The organism is Hydrogenophaga sp. Root209 (assembly GCF_001428625.1).
GTDB lineage: Bacteria > Pseudomonadota > Gammaproteobacteria > Burkholderiales > Burkholderiaceae_C > Hydrogenophaga.
In genome coordinates this window covers 261,361-274,249 of sequence record NZ_LMIE01000012.1, presented here as the reverse complement: position 1 = coordinate 274,249, position 12,889 = coordinate 261,361, and the positions used below count along the sequence as shown (strand labels likewise).

General features: G+C 66.4%; 13 protein-coding genes. 5 read left to right on the top strand and 8 right to left on the bottom strand.

What is annotated here, in order from left to right:
* The 3 genes from ftsZ (at position 1) to ASE11_RS26215 (ending at position 2,726) form a co-directional block, all read left to right on the top strand.
* Positions 1-1,209 (top strand): cell division protein FtsZ, encoded by a 1,209-nt coding sequence (gene ftsZ, locus ASE11_RS10090; RefSeq protein ID WP_056270020.1) that lies wholly within the window; start codon positions 1-3, stop codon positions 1,207-1,209.
* A gap of 406 nt (positions 1,210-1,615) precedes the next feature.
* Positions 1,616-2,539, top strand: a complete 924-nt coding sequence (lpxC, locus tag ASE11_RS10085) for a UDP-3-O-acyl-N-acetylglucosamine deacetylase (RefSeq protein ID WP_056270018.1) — start codon at positions 1,616-1,618, stop codon at positions 2,537-2,539.
* A 10-nt stretch (positions 2,540-2,549) separates the two neighbouring features.
* The gene (locus ASE11_RS26215) at positions 2,550-2,726 is read left to right on the top strand and encodes a hypothetical protein (protein ID WP_164474140.1); all 177 of its coding nucleotides are present in this window, start codon (positions 2,550-2,552) and stop codon (positions 2,724-2,726) included.
* An 18-nt stretch (positions 2,727-2,744) separates the two neighbouring features.
* Here the strand turns inward: ASE11_RS26215 and ASE11_RS10080 are convergent, their stop codons facing one another.
* The 8 genes from ASE11_RS10080 to ASE11_RS10045 are packed head-to-tail and all read right to left on the bottom strand — an operon-like array spanning position 2,745 to position 10,822.
* Positions 2,745-4,307, bottom strand: coding sequence for a cache domain-containing protein (locus tag ASE11_RS10080; protein ID WP_156406295.1), 1,563 nt, complete (start codon positions 4,305-4,307; stop codon positions 2,745-2,747).
* 2 nt (positions 4,308-4,309) lie between these two features.
* Entirely contained in the window at positions 4,310-4,858 is a 549-nt protein-coding gene (gene ruvC / locus ASE11_RS10075; protein ID WP_056270013.1) for a crossover junction endodeoxyribonuclease RuvC, read from the bottom strand.
* Positions 4,855-5,844, bottom strand: a complete 990-nt coding sequence (locus tag ASE11_RS10070; RefSeq protein WP_056270009.1) for a phosphatidate cytidylyltransferase — start codon at positions 5,842-5,844, stop codon at positions 4,855-4,857. The genes ruvC and ASE11_RS10070 overlap by 4 nt, the downstream gene beginning before the upstream one ends.
* 4 nt (positions 5,845-5,848) lie before the next feature.
* Complete coding sequence (locus ASE11_RS10065) at positions 5,849-6,466, bottom strand: lysophospholipid acyltransferase family protein (RefSeq protein ID WP_056270006.1); 618 nt, start codon at positions 6,464-6,466, stop codon at positions 5,849-5,851.
* A complete protein-coding gene (gene mtgA / locus ASE11_RS10060; protein ID WP_056270002.1) occupies positions 6,463-7,209 on the bottom strand; it encodes a monofunctional biosynthetic peptidoglycan transglycosylase in 747 nt (248 codons plus the stop codon). Before mtgA ends, ASE11_RS10065 begins: the two co-directional genes overlap by 4 nt.
* Entirely contained in the window at positions 7,210-8,076 is an 867-nt protein-coding gene (locus tag ASE11_RS10055; protein ID WP_235501245.1) for an energy transducer TonB, read from the bottom strand. It abuts the gene before it with no gap.
* Positions 8,077-8,104: 28 nt separating this feature from the next.
* The gene (locus ASE11_RS10050; RefSeq protein WP_056269999.1) at positions 8,105-10,189 is read right to left on the bottom strand and encodes a ribonuclease catalytic domain-containing protein; all 2,085 of its coding nucleotides are present in this window, start codon (positions 10,187-10,189) and stop codon (positions 8,105-8,107) included.
* A 24-nt stretch (positions 10,190-10,213) separates the two neighbouring features.
* On the bottom strand, positions 10,214-10,822 hold the full coding sequence (locus ASE11_RS10045) for a YqiA/YcfP family alpha/beta fold hydrolase (protein ID WP_056270684.1): 609 nt from the start codon (positions 10,820-10,822) through the stop codon (positions 10,214-10,216).
* A 22-nt stretch (positions 10,823-10,844) separates the two neighbouring features.
* On the opposite strand from ASE11_RS10045, the gene rodA reads away from it, so the two are divergent.
* Together rodA and ASE11_RS10035 are read left to right on the top strand one after the other, a co-directional pair.
* Positions 10,845-11,999 carry a rod shape-determining protein RodA gene (rodA, locus tag ASE11_RS10040; protein ID WP_056269996.1) on the top strand — a complete coding sequence of 385 codons (1,155 nt, stop codon included), beginning with the start codon at positions 10,845-10,847 and terminating at the stop codon, positions 11,997-11,999.
* Positions 11,996-12,883, top strand: coding sequence for an NAD(P)-dependent oxidoreductase (locus ASE11_RS10035; protein ID WP_056269993.1), 888 nt, complete (start codon positions 11,996-11,998; stop codon positions 12,881-12,883). Before rodA ends, ASE11_RS10035 begins: the two co-directional genes overlap by 4 nt.
* The last annotated feature ends 6 nt before the right edge of the window (positions 12,884-12,889 follow it).

Here is a 12,889-nt window from a genome sequence, read left to right as displayed (position 1 = left end):
ATGAGCATCGAAATGATTGAAGTCGAAGAATTCAACCTGGGCACCCAGATCAAGGTCATCGGCGTGGGCGGTGGCGGCGGCAACGCTGTCGAGCACATGATCGCGCGCAGCGTGCAGGGCGTGGAGTTCATCTGCGCCAACACCGATGCGCAGTCGCTCTCGCGCAGTGCCGCGCACAAGACCATCCAGCTCGGCACCACCGGCCTGGGCGCCGGCAGCAAGCCCGACAAGGGCCGCGATGCCGCCGAAGTGGCCGTGGACTCGATCCGCGAAGCCATTGCTGGCGCGCACATGCTCTTCATCACCGCCGGCATGGGCGGCGGCACCGGCACGGGCGCAGCACCCGTGATCGCCCGCGTGGCGAAAGAAATGGGCATCCTGACCGTGGGTGTGGTCACCAAGCCGTTCGACTGGGAAGGCGGCCGCCGCATGACCAACGCCGACCAGGGTCTGGCCGAACTCGAGGCCAACGTGGACTCGCTGATCGTGGTGCTCAACGAGAAGCTGCTCGAAGTGCTGGGTGACGACGTGACGCAGGACGAGGCCTTTGCCCACGCCAACGACGTGCTGAAGAACGCCGTGGGCGGCATCGCCGAGATCATCAACGAGTACGGCAACGTGAACGTCGACTTTGAAGACGTGCGCACCGTGATGGGTGAACCCGGCAAGGCCATGATGGGCACGGCCGTGGCCGCAGGCCCGGACCGCGCGCGCATTGCAGCCGAGCAGGCCGTGGCCTGCCCGCTGTTGGAGGGCATCGATCTCTCGGGCGCCAAGGGTGTGCTGGTGCTGGTCACCGCGGCCAAGGGTTCGCTCAAGCTGTCCGAATCGAAGCTGGCGATGAACACCATCCGTGCCTACGCGTCCTCGGAAGCGCACGTGATCTACGGTGCGGCTTACGACGACAGCCTGGGCGACGAGATGCGGGTGACGGTGGTGGCCACCGGCCTGTCGCGCCAGGGTGTGCGCCGCACGGCGCCTCCGCTGCAGGTGCTGCGCACCGGCACCGACAACGTGCCTTTCAACGTGCCGACCGTGCACTCTGCCGTGGGTGGCCCGGGCGCGACCCAGCCCGACTACAACTCCATGGCCGTGCCGAGTGTGTGGCGCACCAACCGCACCCAGGCTGCGGCCAAGGTGGACGCGTTGGCTTCGGGTGGCATGGACGATTTCGAGATCCCGGCCTTCTTGCGCAAACAGGCGGATTGATCGGGGATTTGGGGTCTTGGTCTGGGTGCGGGGGCATTGTGTGCCCGCACCTTCGCGGGCTCATGAGCGCACGGCGCTCTGCTCCGCGAATGTCCCCCGGCGGCTGGTGCCGCCTCCTCCTTGATTTCGCTGCGCAGAGCGCCATGCGCTCACGAGCTGAAGTGGCGTTGGATTGAACCTTGACGAGTGACAACGAGGTCATCGGCGGCCATGGGGCGCGGCGCAGCGGCATCAAGGAGGAGCCCAGGGCGAAGCCTTGGGCGGGGGACAGCCGCGGAGCCGTGCCCCGTGGTTGCCGAGGACTGGTCCATCCGGAGAAGACATCCAGGCAAGACAGCCCCGACCTATCGAGGCAATAACGAATCCTCACCGCGCAAGACCGACGCAAAAACTTAAAATCCACCCCATGCTTGCGCAACGCACCCTCAAGTCCCTGACCAAAGCGGTGGGCGTCGGCCTGCACAGTGGTCAGCGCGTGGAGTTGACCCTGCGCCCGGCCCCGCCCGACACCGGCATCGTGTTCCGGCGCGTGGACCTGCCCGAGCCGGTGGAGATCGCGGTCAACGCCACGGCGGTGACCGATACGCGCCTGGCCTCCACCATTTCCAACGGCAACGTGAAGGTGCACACCATCGAGCACCTTATGAGCGCTTGCGCCGGCCTGGGGCTGGACAATCTCTACGTGGACATCACCGCCGAAGAAGTGCCCATCCTCGACGGCTCCTCGGCCTCTTTCGTGTACCTGCTGCAAAGTGCCGGCATCGTGATGCAGAAGGCGCCCAAACGTTTCATCCGCGTCACCAAACCCGTGGAAGTGCGCGAAGGCGAGGGCAAGAACGTGAAGTGGGCCCGGCTCGACCCGTACCACGGCTACAAGCTTGCCTTCGAGATCGAATTCGACCACCCGGCCGTCAACTCCACCGGGCAGCGCGTGGAGTTCGATTTCGGCAGCGGCCAGTACGCCCGTGAGATCGCGCGCGCCCGCACCTTCGGGTTCACGAAAGACGTGGAGTCCATGCGCTCGCACGGCCTGGCGCTCGGCGGCGGGCTGGACAACGCCATCGTGATGGACGACGTGAAGGTGCTCAACGCCGACGGCTTGCGTTATCAGGACGAATTCGTCAAGCACAAGATCCTGGACGCCATGGGCGACCTCTACATCGTGGGCAAGCCCTTGCTGGCCGCCTACAGCGCGTTTCGCAGCGGCCACGCCATGAACAACCAGCTGTTGCGCGCCCTGCTGGCGCGTACCGACGCCTGGGAGACCGTGAGCTTCGAGCAGGATCGCGAAGCGCCGCAGGGGTTTGCGCAGCTGGCGCCGGCCTGGTAAGCACGCAGACATGCTGCTGTTTCGCTGGACCGTCCTGCTGTTGTTGATTGCCGCAGGCGTGTGCTTTGCGTTTTACGTGGGCACCGGCCAGATCCGTTTTCGCAACTGGGGCGTGATCATCCTCAAATGGACGGTGATCGCCGCGTTGGGCTTCTTTGCGGTGCTGGTGCTCGAACGGCTCTTGTGAGCCAGCCTCGTGGCGAGGTCAGGGCTGCTCGCGCAAGTCCCTGATGAAGGAGCTGAAGAGCTTGAGCCGGTCGGTGTTGATCAGCCCGATCTTCATTTCCACCGGGAATTCGTGGCCGCTGCGGTCCACCAGAATGCGGCTCATGCGCTGCCCCACAAAGGGTGCGTCGCCCGTTTGGTGAAACTGAGCCAGGGCTTCGATGAACGCCACCTGATAGCGCACCGGCACCACCAGGTGGGCCAGCGATTCCCCCACCGCTTCCTCGCGGCTCCATCCGAAGAGCTTCTCGGCCTGGGTGTTCCAGTCGGTGACGCAACCCTCGAAGTCCATGCCGATGAACGGCTCCTGTGCCATGTCGATCATGGCCCGGGTGCGGGCTTCGTTGTCGTCCATGCGCTCGAAGCTGTCCTGCAGCTCCGCGGTGCGCTCATGCACACGCCGTTCCAGCGACACATTGAGGTGGCGCAGTTCTTCTTCGTTGTGTTGAAGGGTTTTCACCATGGCGTTGAAGGCGCCACCGAGAATGGCCACTTCTTCGTAGGCGTTGGACGCTGGCGCCTTCACCGCATAGCCGGCTTCCAGGCCGCGCGCCACATCGGCCAGACCCAGCAGGGGACGCGTGATCCAGCGCGCCAGGCCCCAGCCCAGCAGCGAGAACAGCAACGCCGCCAACAGGCCGCCTTGCAGCATGCGCCGGTGCATCTGGTTCACCGGAGCGTAGGCTTCATCCAGATCCTGGCGCACCAGCACGCGCCACCCCAGCCCGGGATAGTCCTCGAAACCCCGGTCTCTGCTGAAGCCCACCAGATAGTCCTCGCCATCGGGCCAGGTCTCCCGCTCAAAACCCTGCTTTCCCTGCAGGGCGGCATCGGCACTGCGCAGCTTGAGCACCGTGCCTTCTACCTCGGGCGGCCCGAGCAACACCGCGCCGGTGCTGGAGATGATCAGCGGGTCGATGGTGCGGCTGCGTCCCACTGGCACGAAGATCGCCTGCTCGATCTCGCGTGCCCACTTCCAGGACAGGTGCACGCCCAGCACGCCGGTGATCTGGCCGCTGTCGTCCTTGAGCGGGAAGGCGATGTCGACGAAGCGCATGGGCTCACCGCCCGGGCTGCCCATGAGCTGGGCGAGCAGCAGGGCTTCGTGCACGTCGCCCATGGCCTGGCCCTTGAGCGCATTCTGAAACCACGGACGCTGCGACACGTCGACGCCTTCGAGCAGGTTGCGGGTGGCGGCCAGCACCGTGCCGGCGGGGTCGGTCACGCCGATCCAGGCGTAGGTGGGATAGCTCTGCTGCAGCGCATCGATTTCGCTGCGCACCTGGGCCAGATCCAGCGGGCCGTTCAGCCGGTTGGCGATCAGTCGCACCTCGCGGTAACGCTCGAACATGGCTTGGTCCAGGCGGCTGGTGGTCTGGTTGGCCAACTCGGCGAGGTTGATGCCGATGCTGCGGCGCACCTGGAAGCTGGCGGTGCGGTCGCTGAACACGGTGAGCATGACCGTGAGCAGCAAAGACAGCAGTGTGAACGCGAGTGCGAGCCATGCGCCCAGGCTGAGGCGGTGTTGCAAAAGATTGACCACGCTCAGTAGATCCTGCCGGCTTTGTACGACGCACTGGAGCGCGCCTGCAGTGGAGAGACCTTGTTGATCGCCTGCAGCGTGCGGCTCACCTGAGCGTGCGTGATGGCCAGGCCCAGCGCATCGGCCGCGTCCTTGCCCGGCAGACCGGGAAGCTTCAGCAAGCGTTTGACCATCTCCTGCACCTGCGGCTTGGCCGCCTTGCCGTAGCCCACCACCGCCTTCTTGAGTTGCAGCGCGGTGTACTCGGCCACCGGCAGGTGATTGGCCACCAGGGCGGTGAGGCAGGCTCCGCGCGCCTGGCCCAGCAGCAGCGTGGCCTGGGGGTTGACGTTGACGAACACGATTTCGCAGGCCGAGACCTCGGGCTGGTAACGCGCGACCACTTCGGTGATGCCGTCGAACAAGATCTTGAGTCGCGCGGGCAGCAGCGCGCCGTCTTTCGGGCTGGTCTGGATGGTGCCGCTGGCCACGTAGTGCAGATGGGGGCCATCGGTGTCGATCACGCCGAAGCCGGTGCACTGCAGGCCGGGGTCGATGCCTAGGATTCTCATAGGTCGAAGGTCCAGCGCACCGAATGGAAAAACACCGGCGCGGCAAAACACAGCGCGTCCACGCGGTCGAGCAGGCCGCTGGCGCCAGTGACCGAGCGTCCGGCCAGACCCCAATGGGTCACGCCGCGGTCGCGCTTGATGGCTTTCATGACCAGGTGGCCGAAGCTGCCGGCCACGCAGGCCACCAAGGCCATCGCCAGTGCCGGCAGCGGCTTGAAGGGTGTGAGACCGGCGAGCAGGGCGCCGAGCAGGCCGCCGGCGGCCAGCCCCATGGCCCAGCTGCGCCAGTGAAAACTGTCGCTGATGGCCGGGGCCACCGGGTTGCCCAGCTTGCGTGCAGCCAGATGCTGCACCAGCATGCAGGTCTGCACCACCAGCACCAGGAAGAACACGAGAAACGCAGTCTTGCCCACGAAGCCGGGGAAGTTCAGCAGCAGCAGTGCTGGCACGTGGCTCATGCCGTAGACGCAGACCATGATGCCCCACTGCAGCTTGGCGTTGCGCTCCAGGAAGCGCTGCGGGTCGTTGCCCAGGGCGCTCACCACGGGGATCGCTAGAAACACATACACCGGGATGAACACGGTGAAGAGGTTGAAGCGCTCGGTCCACACCAGGGCGTATTGCAGCGGCAACACAACGAAGAAGGCCAGCACCAGACTGCGGTGGTCACCGCGCCGAGTGGGCGAGAGGCTGATGAACTCGCGCAGGATGAAGAACGAGACGAAGCCGAACAGCACGATGGCCACACCCTCACCCAAGGCCCAGCCGATCCAGAACACCACCGCCATCATCCAGGAGCTGCGCAGCAGCATCTGGTTGTCGCGCAGCAGCAGTTCGCGCTCGCCGGATTCGTCTTCACCGGCTCGACGCTCGCGCACCGAGAGCAACACGCTCACGCCGCTGGCGATGAACAACAGGCCGAACACCAGCACGAACAACAGGCTGACCTGTTGTTCGGGGGTGAGGCTGCGCAGAAAGGATCCCATCGGTTCAGACCTCCCGCAGGGCGATCACCGCCTCGCGCGCGCGCTTCAAGAAGTCTGCGCGTGGCTCCTCCATGCCCAATGCGACAGGCTCACCAAATGTGACCGAGCACAGCACCGGCACAGGTACCACCTCGCCCTTGGGCATCACGCGCTGCACGTTGTGGATCCAGGCCGGCACCAGCACCACGCCGGGGAAGCGCTTGGCCAGGTTGTACAGGCCCGACTTGAACGGCTGCGGGTCTTCCTCATGCCCGCGCGTGCCTTCGGGAAACAGGATCAGCGAGTCGCCGCTTTCCAGCGCGTTGATGAGTGGCTGCAAAGGATCTTCTTCGCCTTTCCTCTCGCGTTCGACATACACCGCGTTGAACACCTCGGTGGTGATCCAGCGCTTGAAGTTCGATGCGGTCCAGTAGTCCTTGGCGGCGATCGGGCGCGTGATGCTGCGCAGCTCGTGCGGGAGTGCCGCCCAGATCAGCACCAGATCGGCATGGCTCTGGTGGTTGGCGAAGTAGATGCGCTGCTCGGCCTTGGGCGGGCAGCCATGCCAGCGCGCCTGCGCGCCGGTGAGCAGGCGCACCAGGCCCAGCAGGAACACGCTCATGGCGGTGGCGCGCAGCTTCATGGCAGCCTGACTTCAGACATGCGGGCGACGATGGTGCCGGTGCGCCTGGCGAGGTAAGCCGAACCCGGGCGCGTCTCGAAGAATTTGGGCGAGGGCAGCATCACCGCCAGCCGCGCCGCTTCCGAAGCGCTGAGCTTGCTGGCCGGCTTCTTGAAGTAACGCTGTGCGGCGGCCTCGGCACCAAACACGCCTTCGCCCCATTCCACGCTGTTGAGGTAGATCTCCAGAATGCGCTCCTTGCTCAGCAGCGTCTCCAGCGCCACCGCCAGCACGAGTTCCTGGCCTTTGCGCAGGAACTGGCGCTCGCCTGAGAGCAGCAGGTTCTTGGCCAGTTGCTGCGTGATGGTGGAGCCGCCCACCACCTTGGGTTCGCGCACCGGCTTGTTGGGTTGGGCCGCCGCGCGTTTTTCGGCCTGCTGCAGGCGCTTCTCGTTTTTCTGCCACGCGGTCTCGATCGCTTCCCAGTCCACCCCGCCATGCTCCAGAAAGCCGGCGTCTTCCGAGGCGATCACGGCGCGCTTGAGGTTCGGGCTGATCTGGTCACCGGCCACCCATTGGTGTGACCAGCGCCAGGTCTTGTCGGTGGTCAGGGCCTCCTGGCCGACGCGCCAGGCTTCCGAACGCATGAAGGCGGTGCTGGTCGGGTCGATCACCACCATGGCCGCGATGCGCAGCGCAAAGAACACCTGCAGCGCCACTCCGGCCAGGACCATCCACAACACCCAGCGCCCGAGTGCCCGCATCTACTGGCCCGACAACTGCGTTTGCAGCGTCTCGTCGCGCGTGAAGCGGAAACGCGAGACCACCACGATCTGGTCGGCCTGGCGGCGCATGGGGTCGTTGAACTTGCCGAAGGACAGGCTGCGCACGATGGCCTGGGCGCGGCGGTCGAGCAGGTTGTTGCCCGATGTCTGCACGATCTCGGTGTCGAGCACCGCACCGTTGTGGTTGACCGTGATGATCATGGTGAGCTCGCCATAGAGCTTGCGGCCGGCGGCTTCGGGGAAGTTGGTGGTGCCACGGTCTTCGATCTTGCGGCGAAGTTCATCGTAGTAGATGGCATACACCGCCTCGCGCGTGGCCGGGCTGATGTAGCGCTTCTTGGGCCGGGCGCTCTCTTCGTTGATACGCCGCTCGATCTCGGCCAGGATCTTCACCAGCGCCTTGCGCTTCTCTTCGCGCTCCACCGCCTCGCGGCTGGGGTTGACCGACTGCGTGTCGGGTGGCGGCATCTTCGCGAGTTCCCGGCGCACCTGGGCGAGCAGCTGGTTCTGCTGCTCCTTGAGCGCTTCGATCCTGCGTTCGTCTTCTTCGGGCGTGTCGCCCACGCGTGCCACGGTGGTGGGTGGCAGGGGTGAGGTGGAGCGCCCGCGCACCGCGTCGCCGCCGCCGGCCAGTGAGGCCTGCGCGATCGCGGTGGCCTTCTCGGGCCGTTCGTTGCTGCGCGCATTGACCAGGATCACCTCCAGCGGCGTGTCCTGGAACACCCGGTTGAAGCCGGCGGGGTTCACGAATCGAACCGTGAGCACCGCCGCATGCACTGCGATCGACAACCCCAGCGCCAGCTGCAGTGTGGTCAGGGTTTTCAGGAACGCGAGGGCGGGTTTCACGCGGCGATTATCGGTGTGCCCCGGCCTGTCAGGCCGAATGACCCGCCGGGTCGGTGGTCCCCGGCGGCTGGGCGGCGGGCTCGGCGCCATCTGCCTCGTTCACGTCGATGGCCAGGGCCAGCGGCGCGGACAGCTCCTCGTCCTCGCCGTCTTCGCCGGCAGTGTCGTCCGCAGTCTCATCGACCGGCAGATCCAGGCGCTCGATGACGGTACCGTGCACGTCGAGCGTGATGTCGTCGATCTCACCCAGTCTGATGCGCACGTGCGCGCCGCGCGGCAGACCGTCGGCACCCATCACCGGCAGCACCAGGGGCAGCGCGTCGGCGCGCACCAGGTTGTCTTTCACCAGGGTGGCGGTGAGTTCGGTGGTGCCGCTTTGCCGCAGGTGCTTGAGCGTCCAGTAGCGTTCCATGCCGTTCTGGAAACCGTTGTAGGCGGTGTAGGCGGCATCGAACGCGCTGATGATGGAGAACAGGTTGGCGTCTTTGGGCTTGAAGGGGGCGGCGAGTGCCGCGGTCTTGCCGTGGCGCGCACAGGCAATGATCTGCCACTGGTTGACCATGTCCACATAGCGGCGCAGGGGCGAGGTGCTCCAGGCGTAGCTTTTCACGCCAATGCCGGCATGCGGCTGGGCCTTGGTGCCCATGCGCACCTTCACGCCGGGGGCCATGCTGGCCTGGCTGCGGTAGATGCCGGGCACGCCGCAGTCGTTGAGCCAGTTGCCCCAGGTGCTGTTGGCCAGGATCATGGCCTCGGCCACCATCAAATCCAGCGGGGCGCCGCGCTGGCGGGTGCCGATCACCACCAACTCGTCACCCACCGGTTCGTCGCCGGACTTGCCTTCGAGGCGGAAGGTGTAGTCGGGTCGCGTGAAGTTTTCGGGTTTGCCGCGCACCACCTCGCGCTGGGCCTTGAGATGCCGCGCCAGCGTGAAGATGAAGGCCAGCGTGGGCTGCAGCGCGGCGATCTCGGGCGCGGCGTTGTCGGCCGGGGCCTCGCCCGCGAGCCAGGCTTCGGTGATCACGGTGTCGAGCTGGTCGTGGCGCAGGTTCAACGCGATCGGCACGCGCTCCAGCGCCGTTCGGGTGTCGGTGATGGCCAGCGTGGCCTCATTGAAGGTCACATACAGCGAGACGGCGGGGCAGTCGCGACCGGCCATCAGCGTGTAGGCCTGCACCACCTCGTCGGGCAGCATGGTGATCTTGTGGCCCGGCATGTAGACGGTGGACAGGCGGTGGCGCGCGACCTGGTCGATGGCACTCTCGGGTGCGATGGCCAGACCGGGTGCTGCGATGTGGATGCCCAGCGTGACGGTGCCGCTGCCCAATCCCTGCAGTGACAGCGCATCGTCGATCTCGGTGGTGTGCGAGTCGTCGATGGAAAACGCCTGCACCGCAGCCAGCGGCAGCTCGTCGGTGATCACCGGCGCCTGCAGCGCCGGGAACCCGGTGCCTTTGGGGAACTGGTCAAACAGGAAACGCTGCCAGTGGAACTGGTAGGCGCTGCTGATGGCCCCGGCGTTCTGCAGCAAGGTGAGTGGCGCGGTGTGGCTGCTGCGCGCGGCCTCGACCACGGCCTTGTACTCGGGTGCGTTCTTGTCGGGCTTGAACAGGATCTTGTAGAGCTGCTGGCACACCGGCTCGGGGCAGGTGCCGCCGGCCAGCTCGGCCGCCCAGGCTTCGATCTGCACCTGCAGCTGCTTCTTTTTTTCGATGCCGGCCAGCGCCTGGGCCAGGATGTCGGCCGGCGCCTTCTTGTAGCGGCCTTTGCCGGCGCGTCGGAAATAGTGCGGCGCGCCCTGCAGGCACAGGAGCGCGGCCACCTGCTCGGCGGTGCTGGCGCTGCTGTTGAAGTACTCGCGCGCCAGATCGGCGAAACCGAACTCGTCCTCGGGCGCGAATTCGTAGGCCAGGGCCAGGTCCATGTCATTGGACAGCTCGGTGGCGGCGCTCATCAAGGGGCCGGGGGCGGGTTTTTCGAACCGCAACAGGGCGTTGACCGCCTTGACCTTGACGCGCTTGCCGGATTCGAGCTCGACTTGCAGGGAACTTTCAGCCTCGGACAGGAGGCGGCCGGTCAACAACTTGCCGGCTTCATCAAACAGAATGTGCATGGGCGGGATTGTCCCATGGGGCGGCTACAGACCCATGAAGGCAAAGACTTCATCGATGTGGTCGTCGAAGTCGCTGATCGCGTGGTCGCTGCCGGGCAAGAGCCGGATCGTCCCACCGGCGCAGAAAGCCTGCATTTCTCGCCAGTCCAGCACTTCATCGCCTTTGGACAGGATCGCGAACAGGCGCTCGGGCGTGGGCGGCTGCCGGGCTGCCAGCCGTTCGATGTCGGCCTGTTGTGCCTTGAGCTCGTCCACGAAGCCGGGCTGGAACACGAAGCGCTCCTCGGGTGCGTGCCACGCGGCCTGCTCCCCGATGTACGCCGAAAGGTCGCGTGCTGGAAACGGGGCCGGGTTGAGCAACACCGCGGGGTAGCCGGTCTGCAGCGAGAACCACCGCGCGTAGAAGCCACCCAGCGAGGAGCCCACCACCGCCACGGTCTCGCGAGGCCAGCTCGCTGTGCCCTGCATCACCAGGTCCATCGCCTCGGCAGGCGAGGGCGGCAACTGGGGGCACCACCAGGTCAGGTCCGGGTGCTCGGCCCGCACCCGGGTGGCCACCTTGCGCGCCTTCATCGACTGCGGCGACGAGCGAAAACCGTGGAGATAGAGCAGGTGGGTGGTGGCAGAGCGCATCGCCGAAGGATAATCCGGGGCCATGTCCGCCGCGTTCGACAAACCCTCCCTGCTGCAGCGCATTGCCCCGGTCTTTCTGGGCTTTGATCTGCCGCTGCTGTTGGCCATCCTGATCATGGCGGGTGCCGGGCTGCTGACCATGTACTCGGTCGGCTTCGACCACGGCACGCGATTCGAGTCCCACGGCCGCAACATGCTGATCGCCGCCGGCGTGCTGTTTCTCGTTTCCCAGATCCCACCGCACCGGCTCATGACCCTGGCGCTGCCCGCCTATGCGCTGGGCGTGATGCTGTTGCTGGGCGTGGAGTTCTTCGGCATATCGCGCAAGGGCTCGCAACGCTGGCTCGATGTGGGCATGGTGATCCAGCCCAGCGAACTCATGAAGATCGCCATGCCCCTGATGCTGGCCTGGTGGTTTCACCGCCGCGAGGGCCAGCTCAAACCACTGGACTTCGCCGCCGCGGGTCTCTTGCTGCTCATGCCGGTGGCACTGGTCCTCAAGCAGCCCGACCTGGGAACCTCGCTGCTGGTGCTCTCGTCGGGCCTGTTCGTCATCTTCTTCGCGGGTCTCAGCTGGAAACTCATCCTCCCGCCGGTGCTCGTGGGCGCCGTGGGCATCGCGCTGCTGATCGCTTTTGAGGGGCAACTGTGCGCGCCCGACGTGGACTGGCAGGTGCTGCGCGAATACCAGCGCCAGCGCGTGTGCACGCTGCTCGATCCGTCCAAGGACCCGCTGGGCAAGGGCTTCCACATCATCCAGGGCATGATCGCCATCGGCTCCGGGGGCGTGTGGGGCAAGGGCTTCATGCAAGGCACGCAGACGCACCTGGAGTTCATCCCCGAGCGAACCACCGACTTCATCTACGCCGCGTTCTCCGAAGAGTTCGGCCTGGTCGGCACGCTGGCGCTCATGGTCGGGTTCATCTTTCTGATCGTGCGTGGCCTGGTCATCGCCATGGAGGCGCCCACGCTGTTCTCGCGTCTGCTGGCCGGCGCCCTCACGCTCAACATCTTCGTGTACGCCTTCGTCAACATGGGCATGGTCAGCGGCATCCTGCCGGTGGTGGGCGTGCCGCTGCCGTTCGTGAGCTACGGCGGCACCGCCATGGTCACCATGGGCGTGGGCCTGGGCATGTTGATGTCGATCGCCAAGTCCCGGCGTTTCATGCAGTCATGACGGTCGCGTTCGTCGGGGCGGGCAACATGGGAGGTGCGCTGGTGGAGCGCCTGTGCGAGGCGCATTGGGCCGTGACGGTGTGCGACACCGATCCGCTGCGCCAGCAGCAGGCCCTGGCCGCCGGTGCCAGCCTGGCCGACACACCGCTGACCGCGGTGGCACAACTTGGGCCGCAGGACGCGCTGGTGATCGTGGTGGTGGACGCCGACCAGTGTCGCGAGGTGCTGTGGGGCGAGCAGGGTGCGGTCGGCGGCCTGCGGCCCGGGCAGACCGTGGTGCTGTGCCCGACCATCGCGCCCGAAGACACCACCGCCATCGCCGAGCGGCTGGCGCAGCAGGGCATTGCCTGTATCGACGCGCCCATGTCGGGCGGCCCGCAGCGGGCGCGCGACGGGCGCATGAGCCTGATGGTGGCCGGCCCACCGGCGGTGCTGGAGCGCCACGCTGACTTGCTGGCCGCCTTGTCGCTGAACGTGATGCGCATCAGCGAGCGCGTCGGTGACGGCGCGCGCACCAAGCTGGTCAACAACCTGCTCGCCGGCATCAACCTGGTGGGCGCGGCCGAGGTGCTGGCCCTGGCCGAGCGCATGGGGCTGAACCTGTCCACCACGCTCGACGTGATCGAGCGCTCCAGTGGCCAGAGCTGGATCGGCTCGGACCGCATGCGCCGCGCGATCGACGGCGACCTGGCGCCGCGTGCCCACGTGACCCTGCTGGAAAAAGACACCCGGCTGGCGGTGGCGGCGGCGCGCGGCGTGGGCTTTGAAGGCCCGCTGGGTGCGAGCGCGGCCCGCGTGTTCGCGCAGGCTGCCGAAGCGGGCATGGCGGGGCTGGACGACGCCGCCTTGCTCTCGTACCTGCGCCAGAACACCCCAAGACCCTGACGCCAG

What these genes read in the sequence shown, in the direction of transcription:
- ftsZ (WP_056270020.1), top strand. Translation starts at nt 1, where the DNA reads ATGAGCATCGAAATGATTGAAGTCGAAGAATTCAACCTGGGCACCCAG.
- lpxC (WP_056270018.1), top strand. Translation starts at nt 1,616, where the DNA reads ATGCTTGCGCAACGCACCCTCAAGTCCCTGACCAAAGCGGTGGGCGTC.
- ASE11_RS26215 (WP_164474140.1), top strand. Translation starts at nt 2,550, where the DNA reads ATGCTGCTGTTTCGCTGGACCGTCCTGCTGTTGTTGATTGCCGCAGGC.
- ruvC (WP_056270013.1), bottom strand. Translation starts at nt 4,858, where the DNA reads ATGAGAATCCTAGGCATCGACCCCGGCCTGCAGTGCACCGGCTTCGGC.
- ASE11_RS10070 (WP_056270009.1), bottom strand. Translation starts at nt 5,844, where the DNA reads ATGGGATCCTTTCTGCGCAGCCTCACCCCCGAACAACAGGTCAGCCTG.
- ASE11_RS10065 (WP_056270006.1), bottom strand. Translation starts at nt 6,466, where the DNA reads ATGAAGCTGCGCGCCACCGCCATGAGCGTGTTCCTGCTGGGCCTGGTG.
- mtgA (WP_056270002.1), bottom strand. Translation starts at nt 7,209, where the DNA reads ATGCGGGCACTCGGGCGCTGGGTGTTGTGGATGGTCCTGGCCGGAGTG.
- ASE11_RS10050 (WP_056269999.1), bottom strand. Translation starts at nt 10,189, where the DNA reads ATGCACATTCTGTTTGATGAAGCCGGCAAGTTGTTGACCGGCCGCCTC.
- ASE11_RS10045 (WP_056270684.1), bottom strand. Translation starts at nt 10,822, where the DNA reads ATGCGCTCTGCCACCACCCACCTGCTCTATCTCCACGGTTTTCGCTCG.
- rodA (WP_056269996.1), top strand. Translation starts at nt 10,845, where the DNA reads ATGTCCGCCGCGTTCGACAAACCCTCCCTGCTGCAGCGCATTGCCCCG.
- ASE11_RS10035 (WP_056269993.1), top strand. Translation starts at nt 11,996, where the DNA reads ATGACGGTCGCGTTCGTCGGGGCGGGCAACATGGGAGGTGCGCTGGTG.